The sequence below is a fragment of the Arthrobacter sp. UC242_113 genome (assembly GCF_044054585.1).
Classification (GTDB): Bacteria; Actinomycetota; Actinomycetes; order Actinomycetales; family Micrococcaceae; genus Arthrobacter.
The window spans coordinates 1,245,332-1,271,272 of sequence record NZ_CP171968.1 but is presented as its reverse complement, the minus strand read 5'-3'; the positions used below and the strand labels follow the sequence as shown (position 1 = coordinate 1,271,272).

The following is a 25,941-nucleotide window of genomic DNA, read 5'->3' as shown; positions in this document are numbered from 1 at the left end:
GTCGTGTTATTCCCGGTCACCAATTGCGATGTCCAGCATCGCGGACAGGCCGTCCTGGGTTCGTTTTCCCTCATTGCGTCTTCAGAAGCGCAACGCGGTTTCGTCCGGAGTCGACAGCGTCAGCACGGCTTCCTCCACCGTTGCGTGGTCCTCCAGCTCGCGCTCGATCCTGCGCAGGGCCACGGCCACTTCGTGTTCGGGGTGGTCGCCCTGCAGGTCCACCGCCGCGACGAGGTACAGCTTGCGGGGGCCGACGAACTCCAGGTGGAGGTAGGTGAGCCGGGCAATGTCCCGGTGTTCGAGCAGCCGCCGGGCCATGGAACGTTCGATGTCCGGGGTTACGCCCTGTCCCACCAGGAACCGCCGGTTGCGGTCGATCAACACGACTGCAACAACCGCCAGCAGAACCCCGACGATTATCGAGCCCACGGCGTCTGGCAGAGGCGATCCGGTGACCTGGTGCAGGAACACGCCCGCAAACGCGACTACCAGGCCCACGAGCGCGGCAGCATCTTCCGCAAATACCGCGCGCAGGGTGGGGTCGGAGCTAATCAGGACCTGTTCCAGGGTGCTCCGTTCCAGCTCATGGGCTGCCGCCCGGGTCTGCCGGAAAGCCTGGACAAACGAAACTCCTTCGAGGACAAAGGCTGCGGCCAGGACTACATACGCCACCAGGAAGTCGGACGCGGGCTCGGGTTCGATGATCTGCTGGATGCCGTGCATGATGGACACCACAGCCCCTGCGGTGAAGAGCCCGAACGCCGCGAACATCGACCAGACATAGGCTTCTCTGCCGTAGCCCATCGGATGGCTTTTGTCCCGCGGGCGTCGGGAGCGCCGTTCTGCCATGAAGAGGAACACCTGGTTGCCGGTGTCCGCCCAGGAGTGCGCGGCTTCTGCCGTCATGGAGGCAGATCCGGTGAGGACAGCTGCCACCGACTTGGCCGCGGCAACAAGGGCGTTCGCCGTAAAGGCGATGACAACCGTCAGCAGTGTGGAGCTGGGCTCTTCTCGCTTCTCTGATGTCGCCATGGGGATACCGTACCCACCAGGACGGAGATGATGCCTTGGCAGCAGTCCGGGCCGATGATGCATGGGCGGAGGCATGCCAGTCGATGCCCGAGCAGTCAGGAGGGCGGCGCGCAGCTTAGTTGCCGCTTCCGGCGCAGGCCTGTTCCCTGCAAACGACGGTGAATCTTGTAAATGTTGTGAATCCGGCGGGAAGCGCGCACCGTGGTGGGCACCAATATCAACGGACCAGTATGTAGCGCCGGCCCTTCGGTAACAGAGGTGGCAGTTCGCGACGAGTCACATTCAGCTGCTCATTTTCGCTGCCGGTAGGCATTTGAGGAGCTGTAGGGTGGGCAGATGCAGGCACGGGAGGAACGCCGTAGTACTGTCCTGTCCGCCGGAGCGGAGCTGGCCGTGTTCGAGTACGGTCCGCCTCCAGCCAGCGGCGCGCCCACACTGCTCCTCGTGCACGGATACCCCGATGACCACCGGCTGTATCTTCCGGTGATCGCCGAGCTGGCCGTCGCCCACCATGTAATCGCCTACGACACGCGCAACGCCGGGTTATCCCTCGTGAAGCAACCGCCCGGTGACTTCACTGTGAATGCCCTAGTGAATGACCTGTTCGCTGTCTTGGCCTTCACCGATGCGGCCAACGTTCACCTCGTGGGCCACGACTGGGGGTCTGTCCAGGGCTGGGCGGCGATCCAGGATCCCCGGGCATCAGGTCTCATTTCCCGGTTCACCAGCATCTCCGGCCCCGACCTCGGACACTTCCTCCGCTGGATACGCTCTCGTGCCCGCGCGCTGAGGGGCTGGCCCCAGCTGGCAGCGCAGCTGCTCCGTTCCAGCTACATTGCCGCGTTCCAGATCCCGGTGCTGCCCGAAGCTGCGTGGCGGCTGTTCCTTACCCGTCTCTACGAAAAGGCGGCAGGACGCCGCGTCAATGACAACCCCCGCCGCGGGCTGGCCCTCTACCGCAGCAACCGCTTCCCAGCGGGCAAGGTAACGGCCCCCAAACAGATAAGTGTGCCCGTGCGCGTGGTGGTTCCGCTCAAGGATCCCTTCCTGTCACCGAACCTGACATCCGGACTAAGGTCTTGGGTGCCTGACCTCACTGTCATCCCTGTCGACGGCGGGCACTGGTGGCCGGCCACCCACCCGGCGGAACTCGCGAAGCTGCTACAAGCTCCCTAACTTTTAGTCCGCGGGCCGCTTCGGAACTGGACACAACCTAAGTTAGTGCCGCTTTGGGGAAGGCGGTTCGCCTGGCCGCCGCTACCGCCCGCCGGGTGTCCTCCTCGACAAGATCGGCGTTGATGGCGGTGGCCGCCTTCACCCCTGCCGAGGCTGCCGTTATTACCTGCGCCGTGGGGTCGCAGATGTTGCCCGCGGCCCACACACCTTGCACGGCCGTCAGGCCCACGCCGTCCGTGTCCACGTGGCGGCCATGCCCAGCCTGGCCTGCTTGCTGCAGCCCGAGGGACTGCAGCAATGACGATTCCGTCTTAGCCTTGGGGCCCACAACCAGATATTCACAAGCGACAACCTGACCGGACGCCAGGCGCACTCCCGTGAGGACGTCTTCTGCCAGTTCCAGCGACGCAACGGGGCCTTCGACGACGTGGACACTCCTGGCCTCAAGCTGTTCACGTTCACCCGGATCAAGGTCCTCCAGAAGGTGCTGAAAGAGGATGACGTGCCCGCTCCACTGCCTGAAGAGCAAGGCCTCCTGCACCGCGGCGGGTTCTGTTGCAAGTATTCCTATGGCCCGGTTGCGAATCTCCCAGCCGTGGCAGTACGGGCAGTGCAGCACGTCCCGGCCCCATCTCTCCCTGAGGCCGGGCACCTCGGGCAGCTCATCCTCAAAGCCGGAAGCGATGAGCAGCCGCCGCGAACGCAGACTCTGCTGGTCCTGCAGCGAGATGGTGAAAACGCCCCCTTGTCCGCGGGCCGAGATGGCCCGTCCTTGCAGAATCTGGCCACCGTGCACCCGCACTTCCGCGCGGCCGGCAGCCAGAAGCTCCTCGGGCGGCAGACCCTCCCGGGAGAGGAATCCGTGCAGCCCCGAAGAACGGCCGTTCCTGGGTTCCCCGGCGTCGATGACCAGCACGGAACGGAGTGCTCTGCAAAGAGTCACGGCTGCGCTGAGGCCTGCTGCTCCTCCTCCGATCACCACGACGTCATAGATCTTTGGCGATGTCATGCACTCCCCTAACAACTTCGCTACTCGCATGTGCCCTTACCCGCACGATCGGGCGGAATCCCCACTGCACGAGGACATGCCCCTTCTCGCCGCCAGCGCCGGTCGTGGACCAGCGGGTCGAACAGCCCTGCGACAGGACTCAAGGAACGGAATCTGCATACCGCGTCAATGACACAACATAATAAGCACACTTACTATCGCGGGCAAATGGCTGACACCTGCCACGGTCGCGGGAATCTGTGAGAAGGCAAGCAAGGACGAAAGGCCCACCAGCACATACACGAACAGCATTCATCCAAGGGATCCCGTTCCGTACCTCGCACCCGGTGCTGTGCCGGACTAGCACCGCGCAGGAGGCTCTTCAGAGAACATCCCGCCCAGGTCGCTGACTGCCGGCGGTCCTGAGCCGCCGCCCGGACAGGCCAGTACTTGGCCGCGTCAGGGGACGAAGTTCGGGTCAAGGGTCGCCATTGCTGTCTCGGCGGTAAGTTTCACGCGGCCCTGCCGCTGCGGCCTTGGTTGGGATATGCTCCTGCCATGGCACGGCGCAGCTTTCTCCAATGGCCGGTCGTCCGGCAGCTGAGTACGGGTGATCTGCTGGGCCGCGGGCCTGCAGTAACCTCCCCCCAGACGCGGGCTATCACGCCGCGGACGGCCACCGCCGACCGAGTCGTGCAGAGCGTGTGCCCCTATTGTGCCGTGGGCTGTGGGCAGCGGGTCTACGTCAAGGACGAGAAAGTCGTTCAGATCGAGGGTGATCCGGATTCGCCCATTTCCCGCGGCCGGCTGTGCCCCAAGGGCTCTGCCAGCGAGCAGTTGGTAAACTCGCCGGGCCGGCAGACCGGAGTGCTCTACCGTGCGCCCCGCTCCAGTCAGTGGCAGCATCTGGATCTCGAAACAGCCATCGACATGGTGGCGGACCGGTTCATCGATACGCGCCGCAGGACGTGGCAGCAGGAAGACGAAAAAGGACGGTTGCTGCGCCGCACTATGGGCATAGCCTCGTTGGGCGGGGCCACCCTGGACAACGAAGAGAACTACCTGATCAAGAAACTCTTCACGGCTGCCGGGGCAGTGCAGATCGAGAACCAAGCGCGCATTTGACACTCCGCCACGGTTCCCAGTTTGGGAGCCTCGTTTGGACGCGGTGGTGCTACTCAATCACTGCAAGACATGGCCAACGCCGACTGCATCGTCATTCAGGGCTCCAATATGGCCGAGTGCCATCCTGTGGGATATCAGTGGGTCGCGGAGGCCAAGGCCCGCGGAGCGAAGGTCATCCACGTCGATCCCCGGTTCACGCGCACATCCGCGGTCGCTGACAAGCACATTCCGATCCGGGCGGGCTCTGACGTTGTGCTCCTGGGCGCGCTGATCAACTACGTCATCACCCACGACCTGTGGTTCAAGGAGTACGTTAGTGCCTATACCAACGCGGCGACGTTGGTGCACGACGATTACCGCGACGCCGAGGATCTCGGTGGATTGTTCTCCGGCTTCGATCCGGAGACGGGAGCGTATGACACGGCGTCCTGGGCGTACGCGGAACAGGGCGGCGGCACCATCGACGAGCCTGCGGGTGACTCGGAGCACGGCTCCCACGCTTCGGCTCGTGCCGCTGGCCACCAGTTTGGCAGCGGCGGTCCGTCCCTGGAGCACGCCCAAGTGCGGCGGGACGATACCCTGCAGGACCCGCGGACCGTATTCCAGATCTTGAAGCGGCATTACGCCCGCTACACCCCGGAGATGGTCCAGGACATGTGTGGCATCGGCGTCACGGACTTCGAGTATCTTGCCCACGCCATTACGGAAAACTCGGGGCGCGAACGGACAACATGCTTTGCCTATGCCGTCGGCTGGACACAGCACTCGCTGGGAACGCAGTTCATCCGGGCCGCCGCCATCCTGCAACTTCTGCTCGGAAACGTAGGCCGCCCGGGCAGCGGAATCATGGCCCTGCGCGGTCACGCCAGCATCCAGGGCTCCACCGACATTCCGACCCTGTTCAACCTGCTGCCCGGGTATCTGCCAATGCCCAGTGCCGGCCGCCATGACACCCTCAGCGAATACCTGGAAGCCATCGCCTCCAAGAAGCAGAAGGGCTATTGGACGGATGCCGACTCCTACACCATCAGCCTGCTGAAGGCCTGGTGGGGCGATGCCGCGAGCGCGGAGAACGACTGGGCCTACAACTACCTTCCGAGGCTGACCGGAGCGCACGGTACCTACGAGACGGCGATGGCCATGCTCGAGGACAAGGTGGAGGGCTACTTTGTGCTCGGACAGAACCCTGCGGTGGGCTCGGCTAACGGCCGGATGCAACGCCTGGGCATGTCGCATCTGAAGTGGCTGGTAGTGCGCGACTTGAATCTCATCGAGTCCGCGACGTGGTGGAAAGACGGCCCGGAGATCGAATCCGGGGAACTGCGGAGCGAGGACATCGAGACCGAGGTGTTCTTCATGCCTGCAGCAACGCATGTGGAGAAGGCTGGCTCGTTCACGCAGACACAACGGCTGCTGCAATGGCGGCACCAGGCGGTCGCGCCGCCCGGGGAGTGCCAAAGCGAGTTGCAGTTCTTCTTCCAGCTGGGCCAGCGGATCCGAGAGAAGCTGGCTGGTTCCGACGACGAACGCGACCGTCCGCTGCTCGACCTGAGCTGGGACTATCCCACCGACGAACACGGCGATCCGGACGCCGAAGCGGTGCTTGCCGAGATCAACGGCCGTCACCTCAGCGGCCCGGACGCGGGCAAACCGCTCTCCGCCTACACAGAGCTCCGCGCCGACGGTTCCACGGCGGCCGGCTGCTGGATCTACACCGGCGTGTACGCCGAAGGCATCAACCATGCCGCCAACCGGAAACCCGGCCAGGAGCAGGGACCTGCGGCGTCCGAATGGGGCTGGGCGTGGCCGGCCAACCGCCGGATTCTCTACAACCGGGCGTCGGCCGACCCGGCCGGCAAACCGTGGAGCGAGCGCAAGAAATACATCTGGTGGGACCGGGAGCAGGGGCGATGGGTCGGAGACGATGTTCCTGACTTCCCGGTTGACCGGGCACCGGGTAGCCAGCCCGACCCCGAACTCGGTGGCGCGGCCGCCCTCACCGGAGATGATCCGTTCATCATGCAGGCCGACGGCAAGGGCTGGTTGTTCGCGCCGAAAGGGCTCATGGACGGCCCCCTTCCCACCCACTACGAGGCCCAGGAGTCGCCAGTGGCCAACGCACTGTACCCGCAACAGCAAAGTCCGGCGCGGCTGGTGTTCCCCCGTGCGGATAACCTCAGCGCGCCAAGTGCTGGTACCAGGGGCGCAGACGTCTACCCGTACGTCTTCACCACATACCGGCTTACTGAGCACCACACGGCCGGCGGGATGAGCCGCTGGTTGCCGTACCTGTCGGAGCTGCAGCCGGAGATGTTCTGCGAGGTTTCGCCCGAACTGGCGGCTGAGCGCGGATTGGAGCCCTACGGGTGGGCCACGATTATTTCGGCCCGCTCCGCCATCGAGGCGAAGGTGCTTGTCACTGACCGGATGAGGCCCCTGGACGTTGGCGGTCACACCGTGCATCAGATCGGACTGCCCTACCACTGGGGCGTCGGCAGTAACGCCGTCGTCAGCGGTGACGCGGCCAACGATCTGCTGGGCGTCACGCTGGATCCCAACGTCCAGATCCAGGAATCCAAAGTGGCCTCCTGCGACATCCGTCCGGGCCGCCGGCCCCGGGGCGAGGAACTGCTTGCCTTGGTTGCTGAATATCAGACGCGGGCCGGAGTGACCCTCGAGACCGGTAATCGCGCCGTCACCGATCCGGCGGCCGAAGGCATCGAACCCGGCCCAGGTGAGGACGGCGGCGCCGCTGGTGGGCCGCGATGATGGATTTCTTCGCTGCCGGCCCCAGCGGACCCCACCATGGCCCGCCCGCGCCGCCGTGCCATTCTGCTAACGTTCCCGGTACCGACTCAACGTTGGAGGACTAGATGGGCCAGCTGTCCGGACCGACCGACCCCACCGCGGACGCCCACTGGGAGCACAGCCATCCGCGCAAGGGGTTCTTCACTGACACCTCGATCTGCATTGGCTGCAAGGCCTGTGAAGTTGCCTGCAAGGAGTGGAACCACAATCCGCAGGACGGAAACCTGGAACTGCTCGGATCCTCCTACGACAACACCGGAGCGCTCGGCGCCAGCACCTGGCGGCATGTCGCCTTCATAGAACAGGGCCAGGACCGCATCACGGAGGCACGGGAGTCCGGGCGCGCCCTGGTCAGCCTGGGCATGCCCCGCATTGGTCCTCCCGCCCCGGCAGCGCCCACTGGACAGGACCTGGCGCAGGTGGATACGACACCCCCGGACACGGCAGACTTCCGTTGGCTGATGTCCTCCGATGTCTGCAAGCACTGCACGCATGCCGGGTGCCTGGATGTCTGCCCGACCGGAGCGCTTTTCCGCACCGAGTTCGGCACGGTGGTGGTTCAGGACGACGTATGCAACGGTTGCGGAACCTGCGTGGCCGGGTGTCCGTTCGGCGTGATCGAGCGACGCAGCGACGGGATGGTGGCGGTGGCCGCCCAGCGGGAGGAGCAGCACGCCGAACATGCCCCCGTCCCCAACGCCGGCGTCGCCCAGAAGTGCACGCTGTGCTACGACCGCTTGGTCGCCGATGAGACACCCGCCTGCGCCAAGGCCTGCCCGACGACGTCCATCAAGTTCGGCGACCACGACGACATGGTGGAAACGGCCCGGGAACGGGTCGCCGACCTGCATGCCCATGGCCTGACCGAGGCGAGGCTTTACGGTGCAAACGAACTCGACGGCGTCGGCGGAACCGGAGCGGTCTTCCTCCTGCTCGACGAACCGGAGGTTTACGGACTCCCGCCGGACCCGAGGGTGCCCACCGCCGATCTGCCGCAGATGTACCGGCGGGCAGGTATGGCCGTAGCGGGCATGGTCGCCGCAGCGGCAGTGGCTTTCCTGGGAGGACGCGCGTGACCCACTCCGAGTTCGATAGCTTTCGCCCGCCCGAGCCGACCCGCCGCCGTCGGCCTGGCGGCAAGCGCGGCACCGGCCGCCGTGACAGCGGCGATGGCTCCCGGGAAATGCCTATGGTTCCGGAGCCGGAATTCACCTCGTACTACGGCCGTCCGGTGGTCAAGCCGGCGCCCTGGGGTGACGAGGTTGCCGCCTACCTGTTCCTTGGCGGTGTCGCAGCGGGTTCCGCGCTGCTTGGCCTCGGCGGCCAGCTGACCCGACGGCCGACGCTGCGCCGGAATGCCCGGCTGAGTGCCCTGACTGCGGTGACCCTCGGTGCTGTTGCGCTGGTGAAGGACCTCGGCAGGCCGGAACGCTTTCTGAATATGCTGCGGACCATCAAGGTGACCTCGCCGATGAGCGTGGGCTCGTGGATTCTGAGCGCGTTCAGCGTCGGCGCGGCAGTCCCGGCCGTAGCGGAAATCGATCGGATGAGCGGGGCGCGCTTGCCGCTGGGCCCGCTGCGGACCGTGTTGCAAGCGGCCGAGGGGCCGGCCGGCTTTGGGGCCGCGCTTTTTGCCGGGCCACTGGCGGCGTACACGGCGGTCCTGCTCGGCGACACAGCCACACCGACGTGGAACGCCGCGCACGAGGAACTACCCTTCGTCTTCGTGAGTTCGGCGGCCCTCGCCTCTTCCGGGCTCGCCATGATCACAACTCCGGTGCACGAGGCAGGGCCCGCCCGAAAACTTGCCATGCTGGGCGTCGTGGGTGACGTGGTCGCCATGCGCGTGATGGAACACCGGATGGACCCGGTGGCAGCCGAGCCCCTTCACCAGGGCAAGGCAGGCGCCATGCTCAAATGGAGTGAGCGGTTGGCCGCCGCCGGCGGTCTGGGGACACTCCTCGGCGGACGTAACCGGGCGGTCGCCGCAGCTTCGGGATTGGCACTGCTGGCCGCCTCGGCCCTGACCCGGTTCGGCGTGTTCGAGGCGGGCCTGTCCTCAGCCAGGGATCCGCGCTACACCATCGAACCGCAGAAGAACCGGCTGGCCGCCCGCCGCGCGGCTGGCATCACCGGCGATTCGATCACCACTGCCAGATGACTGGCCGGCCCTGGGTTAGCTGGTTTAGCGGGTTCAGCGGATCTCGATGCCCCGGCCCACGACCGTATGCCCAATCACTGGATGACCGGGCAACTCGCCGACGACGAGCAGGCCACCCGAGGTCTGTGCATCGGCAAGGAGGAGCAGGTCGTCTTCGGTGACGCCGGGAGCGACCCTTAGCTGCGGTCGAACCCAATCCAGATTGCGCCGGGTGCCACCGGAAACAAAGCCATCCCGCAGAGCCTGCCGGGCGCCCTCGACCAGCGGTACCGCCTTGCGATCGATTACTGCCCCCACTCCGGAGGCGCGGCACATCTTGTGCAGATGTCCTAGCAGGCCGAAGCCCGTCACGTCGGTTGCCGCACGCACGCCGGCCACCAACGCGTCCGCGGCCGCGTCGCGATTGAGGCGCGTCATTGTCGCCAACGCTTCGGCGAACACTTCACCGGTCTGCTTGTGCCGGTTATTGAGCAGTCCGACGCCGATCGGCTTGGTCAGCGTGAGCGGCAGCCCGGGCCCGGCGGCGTCGTTGCGCAGCAACCGGTCGGGATGGGCGACGCCTGTTACGGCCATGCCGTATTTCGGCTCCGGATCATCAATGGAGTGCCCGCCGATCACCGGGCACGCCGCCTCGGACGCGATGCTAAGGCCGCCGCGGAGGACTTCAGTCATCAGCTCCAATGGCAGCACGCCGCGGGGCCAGCCTAGGAGGTTGATCGCCATGATCGGGCGGCCGCCCATCGCGTAAATGTCCGAGAGCGCGTTGGCGGCCGCGATCCGACCCCAGTCAAAGGCGTCGTCGACGACGGGGGTGAAGAAGTCGGCGGTGGAGAGTACCGCCACGTCGTCGTGCACCAGGACGGCCGCTGCGTCGTCACCGCTGTCCAGACCGACCAGCACGTCCACGCCGGGTTGGCCGGTGAGGCCGCGAACCGCTTCTTCGAGTTCGCCCGGCGGAATTTTGCACGCGCACCCACCGCCGTGGGCATAGCCGGTGAGCCGGACAGCGCCGACCGCGCCGTGGGGTTGCGGAATAGACGTTTGGGTCTCGTTCACTCCCCTAGGGTACCCCCGTGGGCAATCTGCTAAATTGAACGCGGTGGCGTCCGGGTCCTGGTGGGCCCCCCGGTCTTCAAAACCGGTGAGGCCGAGTATCTCGGCCTGGCGGGTTCGATTCCCGTCCGCCTCCGCCAACCACCGGCGGGCACGCCGCGGAACGAGGAGGGACTGTGGACCAGGTTGATCCCCGCCGCCTGATTCCGCGGACCGATGATCTGCTGGCCCTGCCGGCCGTCCGCAAGGCCGGGGAGCGCCTGAGCGGACGCGTTATCCGCGAACTCGTCCGGCAAACCCAGGAGCAGGCGCGGCGCGGTGAGCTCGCTCCCGGCCAGGTGGAATCCGCCCTGCTGGCCGCCGTTGCTGCGCGTGCGGCGACAACCCTGCGCCCGGTGCTCAACGCAACCGGCGTCATCGTCCATACCAACCTTGGCCGCGCCCCGCTTTCCGCGGGTGCGGTTGCAGCACTTGTCGCAGCCAGCGGCTACGTGGACGTGGAACTCGATCTGGCAAACGGCGGCCGCTCTCGCCGCGGCGCCGGTGCCCGGGTGCCTTGCTCGCCGCCTGTCCCGCTGCCGAGGACGCGCTGGTGGTCAACAATGGGGCTGCCGCGCTGGTGCTGGCCACCACAGCCCTCGCCGCCGGCCGGGAGGTGGTGGTGAGCCGCGGGGAACTAGTCGAGATCGGTGCCGGCTTCCGGCTGCCGGACCTCATCGAATCGACGGGCGCGACCCTGCACGAGGTGGGCACGACCAACCGGACGCACCTGCGCGACTACGCCAGCGCCCTCGGACCGGCCACCGGCTGCGTCCTCAAGGTCCACCCGAGCAATTTCCGGGTCGATGGTTTCACCTCCGCTGTGCCTCTGGACGAACTGCGCTCGCTGACCGCGGCGCACGGGATTCCACTCGTGGCCGACCTGGGCAGCGGACTGCTGGCGCCCGACCCGCACCTGCCCGAAGAACCGGATGCTGCCACCGCGTTAGCCAGCGGGGCCGACGTCGTCATTGCCAGCGGCGACAAACTGCTGGGCGGACCACAGGCCGGTTTGCTTCTCGGTCGCGCGGAGGTGATCACCCGGTTGGGACGCCACCCGCTCGCCCGTGCCGTCCGGGCCGACAAACTTGCCCTCGCCGCGCTGGAGGCGACGCTCGCGGGCGGATCACCGCCGGTTGTCCAGGCGTTGCACGCGGACCCGGCGCAGCTGCGGAGCCGTACCGACCGGCTCGCCGAGGCCCTCCGGGTGCCTGTCGTCGCGCACGATGGCCGGGTCGGCGGCGGCGGAGCACCCGGCGTTCCCCTGCCCGGGTGGGCGCTCCGGCTCCCCGAAGCGCTCGCGGGCCCCCTGCGTACCGGCGACCCGGCCGTGCTCCCGCGCGTCCACGACGGCTCCTGCCTGCTTGATCTGCGCTGCGTGCCCGAAGGGGACGATGACCGGATTCTCGGCGCGGTACGCCACGCTCTGGCAACCCTCGACGCTGCGGATGCAGGCGGGGCGGGCTGAACCAGTGCATGTCGTCGCCACCGCCGGACATGTCGACTGCGGCAAGAGCACGCTGGTGCGCGCGCTTACTGGCATGGAGCCGGACCGTTGGGAGGAAGAGCGGCGCCGCGGGCTGACCATAGATTTGGGTTATGCCTGGACCACGTTGCCGTCCGGGCGGGACGTTGCCTTCGTGGACGTACCGGGCCACGAACGCTTCCTCGGCAATATGCTTGCCGGAATCGGGCCGGCGCCCGTCGTCTGCTTCGTCGTCGCCGCCGATGAGGGCTGGCAGGCACAGTCAAGCGATCACCGGGACGCGGTCGCTGCGCTGGGAATTGAGTACGGCGTCGTGGTCCTCAGCCGGGTCGACCTGGCGCCCGGACGGGTTGGTGACGTGCTCGCCCGGACCCGCAGAGAGCTGGCCGGAACAGGTCTGCAGGACGCACCCGCAGTTGCTGTCTCTGCCACCGAAGGTACAGGACTGGACGAATTGCGGGCCACGCTCGACGCCGTACTGGCCCGGGTGCCTTCCCCCACCACCACGGGGCGGCTCCGGCTGTGGGTGGACCGCTCGTTCACCATCACCGGTTCAGGAACGGTGGTGACCGGAACGCTGGCAGCGGGAACGCTCGTTCAGGGTGACCGGCTGCAGCTGCTCGGTCACGATGGTTCGCGGCCAGTCGTGGTCCGTGGGCTGCAAAGCCGCGACACGTCGTACACCTCGGTGGGGCCCGTCAACCGGGTGGCGCTGAACCTGCGTGACGTTTCCGCCGCCGACATCCGCCGCGGAGATGCGCTGCTTACCCCCGAGGCCTGGCCGATCACGGGCGTCCTGGGCATCCAGCGCGTTACCGGGGTGGCCTATACGGATGTGCCGGAGCAGATCATGGTGCATGCCGGCACTGCAGCCGTGCCAGCCCGGCTGCGTCCCTTTGGTGCCGACCACGCGCGGCTCGTCCTCGACAGGCGCCTGCCGCTCGTCCTCGGGGACCGTCTGGTGTTGCGGGACCCCGGAAGCCGCTCGGTGCTGGGCGGTGCACAGATCCTCGATGCCGATCCCCCGGCCTTGCGGCGGCGCGGCGACGGTGTCCACTGGGCGGAGCGGCTCGCAGACCTGGATGCCGCCGGAGACGTGCTCGGTGAAGTGGCAGCCCGGGGGGCGGTGCAGGAACAACACCTGCGCCGGCTCGGGCTGCTGTCCGCACACGACGCGGAGGCGCCCTCCGGTGTCCTGGTCTTCGGCGATTGGTGGGTGCATTCTCCCGTCTTCGAGGCATGGCAGCGTCGGTTGCGCACAGCTCTCGAGGTGCTGCAGGAGGGCGACCCCCTGGCACCGGGCCTTTCCCAGGGTGCGGCACGGGACCTGCTCAAGCTGCCCGACGAGCGGCTCCTTGCCCCCATCGTGCGCGATGCGGGTCTGGAACAGGAGGGCGGCCACGTCCGGCTGCCCGGCAGCCGTGCCAGCCTTGGCGCCGTCGGGTCCGCGGTCGCCGAGTTGGAGCGGAGGCTTGCCGCAGACTCGTTCCATGCCCCGGAAGCCGATGAGTTGGCCGCGCTGGGCTTGGGCGTGCGCGAGCTGGCTGCCGCTGCGCGCGCGGGGCGCTTGCTGCGGTTGCGCGACGGGGTGGTGCTACTGCCTACGGCGCCGGCCCTTGCCATGCGCGAGCTGGCCCGCTTGGAGCAGCCCTTCACCACGAGCCAGGCACGCCAGGTGCTCGGCACAACACGACGAGTCGCGGTTCCGCTGCTGGAATACCTCGACTCACGCGGCTGGACCCGGCGCCTGGATGCCGGTCACCGCAGCGTAGTGCGTTGACCCCGGCTGACGGAGAGGTCGGAGTATTCCCGGGCGTTCAAAAACTCCATGAACGCCTCTGCTTCGGCGTCGCGGATCAGCTTCGGTAGGCCCGGTCGGCGTGGGGTACCAGGATTCGCGCCGGCATGCGGGGGTATGGAGGCTTTGATCCCGCCTTGGTTGTGCAAAGCTGGTTCCATGGATCTGGAGGTGTCGCCCGGGCTCACGATTCCGACGTCGGAACTCGGCTGGCGATTCTCGCGTTCCTCGGGGCCGGGCGGTCAACACGTCAACACCTCGGACAGCCGGGTCGAGCTTTCCTGGAACGTCAGCGACTCAGCGGCCCTCTCCGAGGGCCAACGGCTGATGCTGCTAACGCGTCTCGGCCGACGAATCACCGCCGGGGTGATCACCGTAACCGCCTCCGAGCGGCGCTCGCAGCTACGCAATCGCGAGATCGCCCTCGCCAAGCTCGCCGACCTCGTGGCCGAGGGTCTTGCTCCCGAAACTGCCCCCCGCCGGCCGACCAAACCCACCCGCGGCTCCAACCGCCGGCGCCTTGCCGCAAAGGAACAACGGGCGGCCACCAAACGGCAACGACAGCGGCCATCCGCGGAATAGCAGCACCGTGGTCGCCAATAAACGTTCGGCCGCAAGCAGCGGGGGCGTGCAGATTGCGACCTGTCACCATCTAGCGCCCGCTCCCGAGGTTGAACGGCGCCGCCTGCAGGTCGACGTCGAACAGGCGCGGTTCGGCGCCTCCGGCACCGGCGGTAAGACCAGCAACCGCTTCATCGACAATCTGGCCCACGGGTGTGGCAATGTCCACCACTACTCCGGATTCGTCGGCCTGCAGTTCTTCAAGGGTTTCCAGCTGTGAATCCAGCAACGAAAGGGGCATGAAGTGTCCCGGCCGCGCGGCCATCCGGCTGGCGAGCAGTTCCCGGGTGCCGTGCAGATGCACGAACACCACGGACGGGTCGCCGCTGCGGATGATGTCACGGTAGGCGCGCTTGAGCGCGCTGCACGCGATCACCAGTCCGGCGTCCGACGACGCGAACCGCCTGCCGATTTCGGCCAGCCACGGTGCCCGGTCGCCGTCGTTCAACGGAGTACCCGAGGCCATCTTGTCGATATTGGCCTGCGGGTGCAGCGAATCGCCGTCGACAAACTCGGCTCCGATGAGTTTGGCGATGCCCGCGCCCACCGTGCTCTTGCCGCAGCTGGTCACGCCCATCACCACAATGTGGGGGCGGGCGGGAGCCGCCGGCTTCACATCACCAGTCATGGACGGTTCCGTCGACGAGGCGGTTGTAGGGCAGGTAGGCCTGCTGGTAGGGGTAGGCGGCTGCGGCTTCCTCGTTGAATTCGACGCCGATGCCGGGCTTGTCGCCCGGGTGCAGGTAGCCGTCGGTGAAGGTCATGGACTGCTCGAAGACCTCGTTTGTGGCGGCCGAGTGCTGCATGTATTCCTGGATGCCGTAGTTGTGGATGGCCAGGCCCACGTGCAGCTGGGCGGCGAACCCGACCGGGGAAATGTCGGTGGGGCCGTGGAAGCCGGACTTGATCTGGTACTGCGCGGCGAAGTCCATGACCTTCTTCAGCGGCGAGATGCCGCCGAAGTGCGTGGACGCTGCGCGGACGTAGTCGATCAGCTGTTCCTTGATGATGCTCTGGTAGTCGTACACGGTGTTGAAGATTTCACCGATGGCCAGCGGCGTGGTGGTGTGCTGCCGGACCAGGCGCAGTGCCTCCTGGTTTTCGGCCGGGGTGCAGTCCTCCAGCCAGAACAGGTCGTACGGCTCCAGCGCCTTGCCGAGCTTCGCGGCCTGGATCGGCGTCATCCGGTGGTGCCCGTCATGCAGCAGCGGCAGTTCCGGGCCGAACTCGTTGCGGACCGCCTCGAACACGGACGGCAGGTGCCGCAGGTAGGCCCGGGTGTCCCAGTCCTCCTCCACCGGGAACGCACCGCGCCCGGCGGGTTCGTAGTCGTACCGCTCCCCCGAGGCCTGCGCCTGCGCGGCCACCCCGTACACGGCCTTGATCCCGGGCACCGCGGTCTGGATCCGCACCGACTTGTAGCCCAGTTCCAGGTGCTCGCGGACCGAGTCGAACAGCGACGGGATGTCCGAACCGGACGCGTGCCCGTAGGCGCGCAACCCGTTCCGGGATGCCCCGCCGAGGAGCTGGTACACCGGCATGCCGGCCAGCTTGCCCTTGATGTCCCACAACGCCATGTCCACCGCAGCGATCGCCGCCATCGTCACCGGCCCCCGGCGCCAGTACGAGGACCGGTACAGGAACTGCCAGGTGTCCTCGATCCGGTGCGGGTCCTTCCCGATCAGCAGCTGCGCGACATGCTCCTTCAGGTACGCGGCCACCGCGAGCTCCCGCCCGTTAAGAGTGGCGTCACCGATGCCAGTCACGCCGTCCTCCGTAGTAATACGAAGGGTCACGAAGTTACGGGAGGGGCTTGTCACGAAGACTTCCGCGGCAATGATTTTCACAACAGGTCCTTTCGGATGGGCTGGTTCAGGGGTCAGTTGGTGGGCGCCGCGTGCGGCTGGGTGGCTGTTTCGGTGGTGCCGGCCGTGTCGTCCCCGGAGGGCTCGGCGGCGATATCGGCCTTTTTGGGGGCATCGATGCTTTCGCGGCGGGCCCGGATCTCCGTGAGGATCTCGGCGTGCTTGGCATCGGTCAGCGTGTACCTGCTCATGACCAATACCGCGAGGATTGTCAGTACGGCAGGCAGTGCACCCGCGGCGATCTGAATGCCGAACACGGCGTCCGGCGTCTGGGCGACCCCGCCAGACTTGTAACCGCCCAATGCGAGTGCGTACGCGGCGAGGGCTCCGCCCACGGCCTGGCCGGTCTTGCGGGTGAAGGAGAACAGCGCATAGGTGATGCCTTCGGTGCGGACGCCGGTCTTCCATTCGCCGTATTCCACGGTGTCGGCCTCGAGGGCCCACACCACGATGCTCATTGCGAGGACACCCACGAGGCTGAGCACCAGGCCGGCAAAGCCGATCATGACCTGGCTTGCCGGCGTGAAGAAAATAACCACACCGCCGGCGACAGTGATCAGGGAGGAGTAAATGTAGACGTGCTTCTTGCCGATGGTGCGGACCAACTTGGGCATCAACGCGGCCAGGACGAAGGTCAGGACAAGCTGGATGATGGACAGCACCGGGTACAGGTCCAGGCGGCCGAGGACGTCGCGCAGGTAGTACAGCTGCACGGAAGTTAATGCCAGGTAGCCGGAGAGGAAGAGGAAGGAGCTGATGCAAAGCATCAGGAGGGGCTTGTTGCCCTTCAGGGTTTCCATGCTCTGTTTGAGGGAAACGTTCGGTACGGCGCGGTGAACGCGTTCCTTGGCGGTGAGGACGGTGAAGAAGTAGAGGACGGCGCCGATCCCGACGAATACCAGGCTGATGGTGGTGAAGGTTGCCTGCAGGTCAGCGCCCGGCTTGATGAGGGGTGCCACGAAGATGCCGAGCGCCGAACCCACCAGCAGACCGCCCACCATACGGGCCGATCCCAGCTTGGCCCGGTCGCCCGGATCCTGGGTCATGGCGCCCGCGAGTGAGCCGTAGGGGATGTTTACCAAGCTGTAGGCCAGGCCAAGGGCTGCGTAGGTGACGTAGGCGTAGAGCAGGGTTCCGGACTCACCCAACTGCGGGACAGAGAAGGTTGCCACGCTCAGGAGCAGCAGCGGAATGGAGCCGAACATGATGAACGGACGGAACTTCCCGAAGCGTTTGCTGTAGTTTCGGTCCACCATGCGGCCGGCAAAGACATCGGCGAACGCATCGAAGATCCTGACGACCAGCAGGAGTGTGCCTGCGGCTGCCGCGGAAATACCCGCAACGTCGGTGTAGTAGACCAGCAGGAACATGGTGGCGGTGGTGAAGGCCAGGTTGTTGGCGGCATCGCCGGCGCCGTAGCCGATGATGCTGAGCTTGTTCAGCTTTTTCATGAGGTGGGCTCCTTTACCCAAGTGTCTGCCCAGGGGGCAGCCAGAAATAGTGAAAAATGCTACGGGTTGGTGATCGTCTTGTCGCTGCCGTTTTTGACGCCGGCCAGTGCGGTCCAGCGCTGGCGGAGGGCATACGCTGCGGGTTTGGGCCGGCGGTCCCGGGTGAACACGCCCTTCTTGTTGCCGTCCACGCGCATGATGCCGTTGGACGTTTGGAAGTCCGTGAAGTTCCAGACCTGCTCGCCCACCATGGCATCCACGCGGTCAAAGACCCGGTGGTACATGGCCAGGAACGCGGCCTGGTATTCCTCGCTCCAGGGTTGCTCATAGATGGAGTGGAAGCCCGGCATGGTGTCCGGCCCGTATTCGGTCATGATCATCGGCTTGCCGTACTTGGCTTCCCATTCGCGCAGCTCCTTTTCCAGGACCTGCTCCGCTGTTTCCAGGTCCCCGTTGTTCAGGTACCAGCCGTAGTAGCGGTTGAGCATGATGACGTCGAAGAGGTCGCCCAGCAGTTCCTTGTCCGGGGTGTCGAACATGACGTTGACGTAGCCCACCGGACGGGTGGGGTCCAACTGCCGGGTGAGTTCGGCCAGGGGCTGGAAGTATTCCCGGGCGCCTGCCTCGGATCCGTTGGGTTCGTTGGCGATGGACCAGATCACCACCGAGGGATGATTCTTGTCCCGGGCCACGAGCTCACTGATGGCCTGCCGGTGGTTTGCGGCAGTGTTGGCGTCCACCCCGCCCTCGACATACGTCTTTTTTGCGATTCCGCCAAACACGGCCCCGAAGCCCAGGTGCAGCCCGACGGCCGCCGTTTCATCGATCACCACGATGCCGTGCCGGTCGGCAAACTCCATGACTTCTTCGGCGTAGGGGTAGTGGGAGGTACGGAAGGAGTTGGCACCCACCCAGTCCAGGAGCTGGAAGTCGTTGACCATCTGGGCGTTGCTGTGGCCCTTGCCGATGGCCACATGGTCCTCGTGCATGCCAAAGCCGGTGAAGTAGAAGGGTTCGCCGTTGATGAGGAATTCCTTGCCGCTGACATCGACAGTCCGGACTCCCACGGGGAGGGTGTAGCTGTCCAGCAGCCGGCCGCCGTCGTGGACCTCAGCGGTGAGGCTGTACAGGTACGCCGCCCCGGGTTTCCAGAGCACGACGCCGTCAATTACCAGAGCGCCCTCGGCGCCTTCTGCTGCGGCGACTTCTATGCCGTCCGCATCGCGCAGGGTGACCCTGACGGTCTCGTTTCCCGGTGCCGCCGGCGGCGGCGATCGTGTAGTCGACAGTGCCGGTGGTGCCTTCGAAGCCGGTCACCACGGTGATGTCATCTACGGTGACTGCGGGCGTGCTGTACAGCCAGACACTGCGGTGCAGTCCCGCGTAGTTGTAGAAATCGTGGAGGTAGCTCTGCTGCCTGCGGCCGTCCTCGGTCACCGCGATGCTTCCCGGCGGGATGGTCGCCTGGGTGAGCTCGTTGTTTACGGAGACGGTGAGCCGGAACGTCTGGCCGGCGGTTACGTGGTCGGTGATGTCTGCGCTGAACGGCATGTAGCCGCCGGTGTGCTCGGCCACCAGGACGTCGTTGACCCAGACCATGCCCTCGTGGGTGGCGGAGTCGAGCCGGAGGTGGATCTGTTCCCCTGCCCAGCCGCGGGGAACGCGCACTTCGCGCTGGTACCAGACGTAGCCCACGTGGTCACGGATCGCCTTGTCCGGGAAGACATCGTTGTAGCTGGCCGGGACGCCCATTTCGAGGTCGGTCTCCAGCGCCGTCTTGAACCATTCCTGGCGGTGGCCCGCACGGTCGAAGTCCACCTTGAAGCGGTAGATGCCGTCGAGGTTGACCAACTCGCGGGTTTCGCTGGCCTGGGGCTTGAGCATTTGGGGGTCCTAACGCGTCTTTGCGGGCTGAGCCGGAGGGGGGAATTCTTGGGAAGACCGGCACTGCGCCGGGTTTTTGCTCGTACTGTAATCCTAGTCACTTGGCAATCGAATGGCAAGCGGTTGCCATAAGTTTACTTGAAACTTCATTTAAACACGGCTGCCCGGCTCCTTATGGCAAGGGGAACCGGGCAGCCGTGCGTGTGCGGATAGTCGCTACCGGGAGACAGCCCGCTTCCCGAACGTTCCGCACAGGTCTTCAACCAGGTCCACGACGCCGCCGTCGGCGGCCAGGACGGGGTCCGCTAGCTTTAGAAGGGCCTGGATCCGTTCCCCGCCGCTCAGCCGGTTGGCGGCAGCAACGCCGTCGGCCAGCGGATCCCGGACCTCCCCGGCGGCCGCGCTGTAGTCCATCCAGGCAGCAATCATCAGTGCGGCAGCAGCACCTGACCGGCCCGCGGCGCGCTCGGCCCGCAGCACCGGAACGGCGCGCATCCGCAGCTTGGTGCTGCCATCCATCGCGATCTGTGCGAGGTGGTGGGCGATCCGGGCGTTGCTGAAGCGTGCCAGCAGGGCAGCCCGGTAGGCAGGGATCTGCAGGTCAGCGGCAGCGCCCTCCGGCCCGGCGAGGTTCGCTTCCGCCTCGTCCCAGAACGCTTCAACAGCCCGCAGGCATAGCGGGTCGGCCAAGGCCTGGGCCACAGTGGAGTGTCCCCGGAGCTGGCCCCCATAGGCCAGCAGCGAGTGCGCGCCATTCAGGAGCCACAGCTTGCGGTTCTCGTAGGGTTCGATGTCGTCAACGAAGACGGCACCGGCATCTTCCCAGCGCGGCCGGCCGGCCGGGAAGTCCCCGCTGAGCACCCAGTTGGTGAAGGGTTCGGCTACCACGGGGGAATTGTCGCGGTAGCCGCATCCGGCTTCCACGGCAGCAAGGTCCGCCTCCGTAGTGCGAGGAGTAATGCGGTCCACTGAGGTGCTGACGAAGCTGATGTTGGCATCGATCCATCCGGCAACGCCTTCGTCCCACGCCCCGGCCATACCCACAAGGGCGTTGAGCGCCACGGTGCCGTTGTTGGACAGGTTGTCGCAGCAGACCACGGCGAGCGGTCCGGCTCCGGCGGCCCGGCGGGCCGCGAGGGCCAGCACCAGCCGGCCCAGCGGCGTCGTCGGGGTTCCGGTGCCGGACTTCAGCAGCGCCAGGTCCGCCACGACGTCGGACGCCGTGCGGTCGAGTTGCCCGTCGGCGCCAAGCCGGTAGGCCGCCTCGGTGATGGTGAGGGTGACCACCGCGGTGGCGGGGGCCGCTATCAGTTCCGCCAGACGGTGCATGTCGGCGCCGTCTACCGCTTCAACAATGCTGCTGACTACGGTAAACGAGTCGCCGGCGTCGGCGCGTTCCACCACGGTGTACAGGCCGTCCTGCTCGGCCAGGGCCAGCGCGGCGTCGGGGCGGCGGCCGGTGAAGGAGGCGATGCCCCAGTCAGCGGCGTCGCCCGCATGGTGCGTGTACCAGGCCTGGTGTGAGCGGTGGAAGGCACCCAGCCCCAGGTGGACGATGCGGACCGGCGCCTTGGGGGCAGGCTGCAGGTTGCGGCTTAGTTGGGGAAGGTCAACGGCGAATGTGGCCGCGGAGTGCAGTTCGGTAATCACAGCTTGAAGACCCTTCTGGGCGAGCCGTCGACGATGTCGACGATCAGTTCGTGGGCGCGGTCCTCGCTGACGCGGTGCTCCGCCACAAGGCGGGCCAGGAAGGAGGCCTCGATCCGGCGGGAGGCATCGTGGCGCGCGGGGATGGAGCAGAACGCACGGGTGTCATCGATGAAGCCGGACGAGCGGGAGAACCCGGCGGTTTCGGTGACGGCCGAACGGAAGCGCAGCATGGCGTCCGGCGCGTCCAGGAACCACCACGGGGCTCCGAGGAACACGGACGGGTAGAAGCCCGCAAGGGGCGCGAGTTCGCGGGAGAACACGGTCTCGTCCAGCGTGAAGAGCACCAGGTGGAAGTCCTTGGCGGTGCCGAAGTCCTGCAGCAGCGGGCGGATGGCCTCGGTGTAGTTGACGGCGAACGGGATGTCGTGGCCGGTGTCTGCACCGTACGCGTTAAACGTTGGTTCATGGTGGTTCCGGTAGGAACCGGGGTGGATGGTCATGACCAGGCCGTCCTCCACGGACATCCGGGCCATCTGGTACATCATGTGGGCCTCGAAGTCGTCGCGGTCCTGCGCCGTGGCCTGGCCGGAACGGGCACGGTCGAAGAGTTTCGCCGCGGCCCCGTCGTCGAGCTTGAGCGTTGCGGGGGTGCGGACGCCGTGGTCAGCGGAGATTGCGCCGTGTTCCACGAAATAACGGCGCCGGTTTTCAAGGGCGGTGAGATAGCCGGCATAGCCTATGCCGCCGTCGCCCGCTGCCGCGATGAGGCGGTCCACGTTGGCCTGCCATTCCGGGTGGGCGATGTTCAGGTAGGCGTCCGGGCGGAAGGTGGGCAGGACGCGGCCGTGGAACGTGGGATCCTGGGCGATCGCCTTGTGGCTGGCCAGGTCATCCAGCGGGTCGTCGGTGGTGGCCAGCACCTCGATATTGAAGTCCTTGAAAAGCTGGCGGGGCCGGAAGCCGGGCTCCAGCAGCTTGGCGGAAATCGCATCGTAGCTGGCGTCGGCGGTCTCCGCGCTGATCTCCTGCCGGAGACCGAAGACGCTGTCGAACTGCGTGCGGAGCCAGTAGCCGGAGGCAGTGCCTTCAAACAGCGGCCAGGCCTTGCAGAACTCGTGCCAGACGGTGCGGGAATCCGGTTCAGAGGCCTTTGCGCCGCGCACCCGGTCCAGCGGAACACCGCTGGCATGGATCAGCCGCGTGACGTAGTGGTCCGGACTGACCAGCAGCGCTGCCGGGTCCGGGAAGGGGCTGTTGTGCTCGATGACTGCGGCGTCAACGTGCCCGTGCGGCGAAATGATGGGAAGGTCCTGGACGCGCTGCAGGAGGTCTCGCGCAATGCTGCGCGTTCCGGGATCCGCGGGCAGGAGCCGGTCAGGGTTGGCGGCAATCGACTGTGACATAGCTCTATGGTCCGGCTTTTGCGTGGCTTTTGTCAACCGGTTGCCATCAATTGCCAAAACCTTGCGATTTGGCCTGCAGCCGGACCTAGCCTGCGGGCAACAGCCGGCCGCTTGAGCCGCGCAGCACCAGCTCCGTCTCCACACGCATTGTGCCGGCAGGCTCCCCCATGCCGTGCAGGAGGTCAAGCAACAGGGTGGCCGCGCCCGAGCCGCACTCCCCCAGCGGGGAGCGCACGGTGGTCAGCGGCGGCGTTGTGAAGTCGGCGCCGAAGATGTCGTCGAAGCCCACGATGCTGATCTGGTCCGGCACCACGATTCCCGCGGCCTGGAGTTCCTGCATGAGTCCAATGGCCAGGAGATCGTTGTAGGTCAGCACGGCCGTGACACCGCTGGCCCGGACGTCGCGCGCCACCTGCCTGCCGCCGTCGACCGTGGGTTTGGTGGAATCCAGCCTCACGGCCTCCAGCCGCGACCATTCGCAGGCTGCCCGGACGCCTTCCCAGCGGCGGGCGGACATCCAGGACTGCGGCGGCCCGGCAACAAAGGCAACCTTGGTGTGCCCGTTGGCGGCGAGGCTGCGCACGGCCTCGCTGATGCCCTTGTTCACATCCGGAACCACGCACGGCACGCCCTCGACCTCGCGGTTGATGACCACCACCGGTTTGTCGCGGGCAAGCGCGCGGATGTTGTCGTCGTCCATGCGGGGGCTTGCGAGGATGAGGCCGTCCACCGTGGCCATGAGCCGCCGGGCTGCCGTGAGCTCGGTGATGGCTGATTCAGCGGACTCGGCGAGCACGAGTGTGTAGTCCCGCAGCGTGGCCGTGGTCTCTGCCCCGCGGATAATGTCGAAAAAGGTGGGGTTGGTGATATCCGCGACGATCAGCCCGAAGGTGTTGGTCCGCCCCGTTGGCAGGGCCCGCGCGAAGGGGTTGACTTGGTAGTTGAGCTCGGCGGCGGCATCCTCAATGAGCTTCTGGGTTTTGGCGCTGACTCTGCCGGGTTTGCTGAGGGCCCGTGACACGGTGGACGGGTTCACGCCGGCAACCTTGGCAATGTCATAGATGGTGGGGTTGGATTTCCCGTCCCGGGCGTGCTTATTGGCCCGGCCCGTTGCTGCGGGCGCGTCCGGCTTCTTGGGTTCAGTCACCGCCCCATCCTAACGACGAACCCGCCCAACTGACTGGCAATAGTTGTCGTTTTGGAGGCTCAAAACAACTTTAACTGCGAGTCAGTTGGGCGGGAGTTGCCTCACCGGTGGCCAGCGGTTGCCGGGTCCGGCCAGTATGCGCCGGGCTACGAGCGCTCGGGGAACTTGCCTTCCTCGGCGATGCGCTTGTTGAGCTCGGCGAGGAATACGTCCTCGTCGAAGTCCAGGCCTACTTCCCTGCCCGTCCAGCTGGAGAGGTGAATGGCGTTGGCCAGGCGGACGCCGTTGATACCGTCGGACCCCGGAGCCAGCAGCGGGGTGCCGTCCAGGATGTTGGCGGCGAAGTTCTCCAGGACGCCGGAGTGCTGGGCGCCCCAGGCGGATTCGAACTCCACTACTTCGGTGCTGTAGTACTCCTCGGGGTTCAGCTCGCCCATGAAGAGCTTCCGGACATCGTCCATGCCCATGCCGTCGCTGAGTTCGCGCTCAGGCTTGACCAGGCGGGTCACGGTGGCGGTCTTGGAGCCTTCGACGACGATCTTGCCCTGGTCGCCCAGGATCTCGAAGCGGTCCGTGCCGGTCAGGTCGTGGGTAGCGGTCACGAAAACGCCTGTAGCGCCGTCGCCGTAGTCCACCACCGCGGTGACTTCATCTTCGACGGCGATGTCGCGGCGGAAGCCGTAGGCCACCTTCGCGTAGACAGACTTCGGCACGCCACAGATCCACTGCCACAGGTCCAGCTGGTGCGGTGCCTGGTTGACCAGGACGCCGCCGCCCTCGCCGCCCCAGGTGGCCCGCCATTCGCTGGAGTTGTAGTAGCCCTGCGGCCGCCACCAGTTGGTGATAATCCAGTTGGTGCGGCGGATGGCGCCGATCTCGCCGTTCTCGACGATCTCCTTGAGCTTCTGGTACAAGGGGTTGTTGCGCTGGTTGAACATGATGGCAAAGGACAGCTCAGGCTTGCTGGCCGCAAACTCGTTGAGTTCCTTGACCTGCTTGGTGTAGACGCCGGCCGGTTTCTCGACGAGTGCGTGGATGTTGCGCTTGAGTGTTTCGATGCCCATTTCGGGGTGGAGGAAGTGCGGGACACACGTGACTACTGCGTCGACGTCGCCGCTTTCGAGCATGGCGATGTAGTCCTCGTAGAAGGGTGCGTCCGGGTACTGGGAAGCCGCGAGTTCCTTCTTGGCGGGGTCCGTGTCGCAGATGGCGCCGATTTCCATGTTGGGAACCAGTCCGTCGGTGATGAATTTGGCGTAGGCGCCGCCCTGCTGGCCCAGGCCGATGATGCCGAGGCGTACTTTCTTACTCACAGTTTGTTTTCCTTTTTCGTTGGTTGAGCTTGCCGAAAGCCGGATGGTAGGGATCCAGGGTTAGAAAAGGTCGGCGTGGCCCATGGCCACCAGGTTGTCGTGGGAGGTCTGCAGCGCGTCCCAGACGGTGCGGCCGTACAGCTGGTCCTGCTCCACGAGCATGTACTGTGCGCCGGCGGCCTGGGCGGCCGGGATGATGGCCGGGAAGTCCAGGTTGCCCTCGCCCACTTCGGCGAACTGGACCACGTCCTTGAACTCGGCCATGAAGCCAGTGACGTCCCCGGATTCCAGGAGCCCGAAGGCCGATTGGGGAGGCTCGCCGATGCGGTAGTCCTTCAGATGCACCATGGCGGTGCGCCCGGCGTACTTCGCGAGGGTCCGGACGGGGTCAAGTCCGCCGCGCTGCACCCAGTGAACGTCGATTTCCATGCCCATGGCCGGGGAGTTCTCGGCGATGATGTCCAGCATGTATTTGCCGTCGAACTTCGCGAACTCGATGTGGTGGTTGTGGTAGTACAGGCCGATGCCGTGCTCCTGCAGGCGCTCGGCGTACTCGTTGGCTTCTTTGGCGAAGTCCACCACGGCGCCGATCGACTTCATGGCCGGGAAGGGAAGCATCCCGATCCGCAGGAGCCTGGCGTCGAGGCGTTTCGCGTCGTCAACGATCTTGTCGAAATGGTCCTTGAGCGAATCGCCGGGCATGCCCTTGGGGGTTTCCATTGCGACCGACAATGCCGCAATGTCCATGCCCAGTTCACTGCGGGACCGGTCCAGTTCGGTGACGTTCTCCGCTGTCATCGGGATTTGGGAGATTTCGACGGCGTTGTAGCCGATCGCGCTGACCTTCCGGAGCGTTTCGAACGCCCCGAGTTCGGTGAAGCTCTCTTTGAGCATCATCGCTTGTACGCCAATTGTGGCTGTGTTGGCCATGGTGGTCCTTT

Annotated in this window: 19 protein-coding genes, 1 tRNA gene and 1 pseudogene; 8 read left to right on the top strand and 13 right to left on the bottom strand. The window is 66.1% G+C overall.

The window, feature by feature from the left end; genetic code table 11:
• Positions 1 to 81: 81 nt before the first annotated feature.
• A complete protein-coding gene (locus ACHMXB_RS05645; protein ID WP_395403510.1) occupies positions 82 to 1,032 on the bottom strand; it encodes a cation diffusion facilitator family transporter in 951 nt (316 codons plus the stop codon).
• Positions 1,033 to 1,368: 336 nt separating this feature from the next.
• Here ACHMXB_RS05645 and ACHMXB_RS05640 point away from each other — a divergent pair, with 336 nt between their 5' ends.
• Entirely contained in the window at positions 1,369 to 2,208 is an 840-nt protein-coding gene (locus tag ACHMXB_RS05640; RefSeq protein ID WP_395403508.1) for an alpha/beta fold hydrolase, read from the top strand.
• Between the two features lie 37 nt (positions 2,209 to 2,245).
• Here ACHMXB_RS05640 and ACHMXB_RS05635 read toward each other — a convergent pair whose 3' ends face one another.
• Positions 2,246 to 3,217 carry an NAD(P)/FAD-dependent oxidoreductase gene (locus tag ACHMXB_RS05635; RefSeq protein WP_395403506.1) on the bottom strand — a complete coding sequence of 324 codons (972 nt, stop codon included), beginning with the start codon at positions 3,215 to 3,217 and terminating at the stop codon, positions 2,246 to 2,248.
• A gap of 537 nt (positions 3,218 to 3,754) precedes the next feature.
• Here ACHMXB_RS05635 and fdh point away from each other — a divergent pair.
• The 3 genes from fdh (at position 3,755) to nrfD (ending at position 9,290) form a co-directional block, all read left to right on the top strand.
• Positions 3,755 to 7,090, top strand: coding sequence for a formate dehydrogenase (fdh, locus tag ACHMXB_RS05630; RefSeq protein WP_395403504.1), 3,336 nt, complete (start codon positions 3,755 to 3,757; stop codon positions 7,088 to 7,090).
• Between the two features lie 104 nt (positions 7,091 to 7,194).
• Positions 7,195 to 8,205 carry a 4Fe-4S dicluster domain-containing protein gene (locus ACHMXB_RS05625; protein WP_395403502.1) on the top strand — a complete coding sequence of 337 codons (1,011 nt, stop codon included), beginning with the start codon at positions 7,195 to 7,197 and terminating at the stop codon, positions 8,203 to 8,205.
• Positions 8,202 to 9,290, top strand: a complete 1,089-nt coding sequence (nrfD, locus tag ACHMXB_RS05620; RefSeq protein ID WP_395403500.1) for an NrfD/PsrC family molybdoenzyme membrane anchor subunit — start codon at positions 8,202 to 8,204, stop codon at positions 9,288 to 9,290. Before ACHMXB_RS05625 ends, nrfD begins: the two co-directional genes overlap by 4 nt.
• A gap of 33 nt (positions 9,291 to 9,323) precedes the next feature.
• Here the strand turns inward: nrfD and selD are convergent, their stop codons facing one another.
• Positions 9,324 to 10,325, bottom strand: coding sequence for a selenide, water dikinase SelD (gene selD / locus ACHMXB_RS05615; protein ID WP_395405141.1), 1,002 nt, complete (start codon positions 10,323 to 10,325; stop codon positions 9,324 to 9,326).
• A 63-nt stretch (positions 10,326 to 10,388) separates the two neighbouring features.
• Between selD and ACHMXB_RS05610 the strand changes: the two genes are divergently transcribed.
• The 4 genes and pseudogenes from ACHMXB_RS05610 to arfB all read left to right on the top strand — a co-directional run bounded on the left by ACHMXB_RS05610 (position 10,389) and on the right by arfB (position 14,248).
• Positions 10,389 to 10,483, top strand: a tRNA-Sec gene (locus ACHMXB_RS05610).
• A 36-nt stretch (positions 10,484 to 10,519) separates the two neighbouring features.
• A pseudogene (gene selA / locus ACHMXB_RS05605) lies at positions 10,520 to 11,850 on the top strand (L-seryl-tRNA(Sec) selenium transferase).
• On the top strand, positions 11,831 to 13,648 hold the full coding sequence (gene selB, locus ACHMXB_RS05600; protein WP_395405139.1) for a selenocysteine-specific translation elongation factor: 1,818 nt from the start codon (positions 11,831 to 11,833) through the stop codon (positions 13,646 to 13,648). The pseudogene selA and the gene selB overlap by 20 nt, the downstream one beginning before the upstream one ends.
• A 177-nt stretch (positions 13,649 to 13,825) precedes the next feature.
• Complete coding sequence (gene arfB, locus ACHMXB_RS05595) at positions 13,826 to 14,248, top strand: alternative ribosome rescue aminoacyl-tRNA hydrolase ArfB (protein WP_395403498.1); 423 nt, start codon at positions 13,826 to 13,828, stop codon at positions 14,246 to 14,248.
• Between the two features lie 70 nt (positions 14,249 to 14,318).
• Here arfB and ACHMXB_RS05590 read toward each other — a convergent pair whose 3' ends face one another.
• From ACHMXB_RS05590 to ACHMXB_RS05545, 10 genes are all read right to left on the bottom strand, one after another.
• On the bottom strand, positions 14,319 to 14,915 hold the full coding sequence (locus ACHMXB_RS05590) for a gluconokinase (RefSeq protein WP_395403496.1): 597 nt from the start codon (positions 14,913 to 14,915) through the stop codon (positions 14,319 to 14,321).
• Positions 14,905 to 16,134, bottom strand: coding sequence for a D-mannonate dehydratase ManD (gene manD / locus ACHMXB_RS05585; protein WP_395403494.1), 1,230 nt, complete (start codon positions 16,132 to 16,134; stop codon positions 14,905 to 14,907). The genes ACHMXB_RS05590 and manD overlap by 11 nt, the downstream gene beginning before the upstream one ends.
• 32 nt (positions 16,135 to 16,166) lie before the next feature.
• Complete coding sequence (uidB, locus tag ACHMXB_RS05580; protein ID WP_395403492.1) at positions 16,167 to 17,603, bottom strand: glucuronide transporter; 1,437 nt, start codon at positions 17,601 to 17,603, stop codon at positions 16,167 to 16,169.
• A 59-nt stretch (positions 17,604 to 17,662) separates the two neighbouring features.
• The gene (gene uidA, locus ACHMXB_RS05575; RefSeq protein ID WP_395405137.1) at positions 17,663 to 18,814 is read right to left on the bottom strand and encodes a beta-glucuronidase; all 1,152 of its coding nucleotides are present in this window, start codon (positions 18,812 to 18,814) and stop codon (positions 17,663 to 17,665) included.
• Positions 18,768 to 19,487 carry a sugar-binding domain-containing protein gene (locus ACHMXB_RS05570; RefSeq protein ID WP_395403490.1) on the bottom strand — a complete coding sequence of 240 codons (720 nt, stop codon included), beginning with the start codon at positions 19,485 to 19,487 and terminating at the stop codon, positions 18,768 to 18,770. The genes uidA and ACHMXB_RS05570 overlap by 47 nt, the downstream gene beginning before the upstream one ends.
• 216 nt (positions 19,488 to 19,703) lie before the next feature.
• The gene (locus ACHMXB_RS05565; RefSeq protein WP_395405135.1) at positions 19,704 to 21,134 is read right to left on the bottom strand and encodes a mannitol dehydrogenase family protein; all 1,431 of its coding nucleotides are present in this window, start codon (positions 21,132 to 21,134) and stop codon (positions 19,704 to 19,706) included.
• A complete protein-coding gene (gene uxaC, locus ACHMXB_RS05560; RefSeq protein WP_395403488.1) occupies positions 21,134 to 22,540 on the bottom strand; it encodes a glucuronate isomerase in 1,407 nt (468 codons plus the stop codon). The genes ACHMXB_RS05565 and uxaC overlap by 1 nt, the downstream gene beginning before the upstream one ends.
• Positions 22,541 to 22,625: 85 nt before the next feature.
• On the bottom strand, positions 22,626 to 23,687 hold the full coding sequence (locus ACHMXB_RS05555) for a LacI family DNA-binding transcriptional regulator (protein ID WP_395403486.1): 1,062 nt from the start codon (positions 23,685 to 23,687) through the stop codon (positions 22,626 to 22,628).
• Between the two features lie 146 nt (positions 23,688 to 23,833).
• Positions 23,834 to 25,000, bottom strand: a complete 1,167-nt coding sequence (locus tag ACHMXB_RS05550; protein ID WP_395403484.1) for a Gfo/Idh/MocA family protein — start codon at positions 24,998 to 25,000, stop codon at positions 23,834 to 23,836.
• Positions 25,001 to 25,060: 60 nt separating this feature from the next.
• Positions 25,061 to 25,930, bottom strand: a complete 870-nt coding sequence (locus ACHMXB_RS05545) for a sugar phosphate isomerase/epimerase family protein (protein WP_395403482.1) — start codon at positions 25,928 to 25,930, stop codon at positions 25,061 to 25,063.
• Positions 25,931 to 25,941 lie beyond the last annotated feature (11 nt).

Excerpts from the sequence above, each read along its gene's own strand:
- ACHMXB_RS05645 (WP_395403510.1), bottom strand. The coding sequence starts at position 1,032 with ATGGCGACATCAGAGAAGCGAGAAGAGCCCAGCTCCACACTGCTGACG.
- ACHMXB_RS05640 (WP_395403508.1), top strand. The coding sequence starts at position 1,369 with ATGCAGGCACGGGAGGAACGCCGTAGTACTGTCCTGTCCGCCGGAGCG.
- ACHMXB_RS05635 (WP_395403506.1), bottom strand. The coding sequence starts at position 3,217 with ATGACATCGCCAAAGATCTATGACGTCGTGGTGATCGGAGGAGGAGCA.
- ACHMXB_RS05625 (WP_395403502.1), top strand. The coding sequence starts at position 7,195 with ATGGGCCAGCTGTCCGGACCGACCGACCCCACCGCGGACGCCCACTGG.
- selB (WP_395405139.1), top strand. The coding sequence starts at position 11,831 with ATGCAGGCGGGGCGGGCTGAACCAGTGCATGTCGTCGCCACCGCCGGA.
- arfB (WP_395403498.1), top strand. The coding sequence starts at position 13,826 with ATGGATCTGGAGGTGTCGCCCGGGCTCACGATTCCGACGTCGGAACTC.
- ACHMXB_RS05590 (WP_395403496.1), bottom strand. The coding sequence starts at position 14,915 with ATGACTGGTGATGTGAAGCCGGCGGCTCCCGCCCGCCCCCACATTGTG.
- uidB (WP_395403492.1), bottom strand. The coding sequence starts at position 17,603 with ATGAAAAAGCTGAACAAGCTCAGCATCATCGGCTACGGCGCCGGCGAT.
- ACHMXB_RS05570 (WP_395403490.1), bottom strand. The coding sequence starts at position 19,487 with ATGCTCAAGCCCCAGGCCAGCGAAACCCGCGAGTTGGTCAACCTCGAC.
- uxaC (WP_395403488.1), bottom strand. The coding sequence starts at position 22,540 with ATGTCACAGTCGATTGCCGCCAACCCTGACCGGCTCCTGCCCGCGGAT.
- ACHMXB_RS05545 (WP_395403482.1), bottom strand. The coding sequence starts at position 25,930 with ATGGCCAACACAGCCACAATTGGCGTACAAGCGATGATGCTCAAAGAG.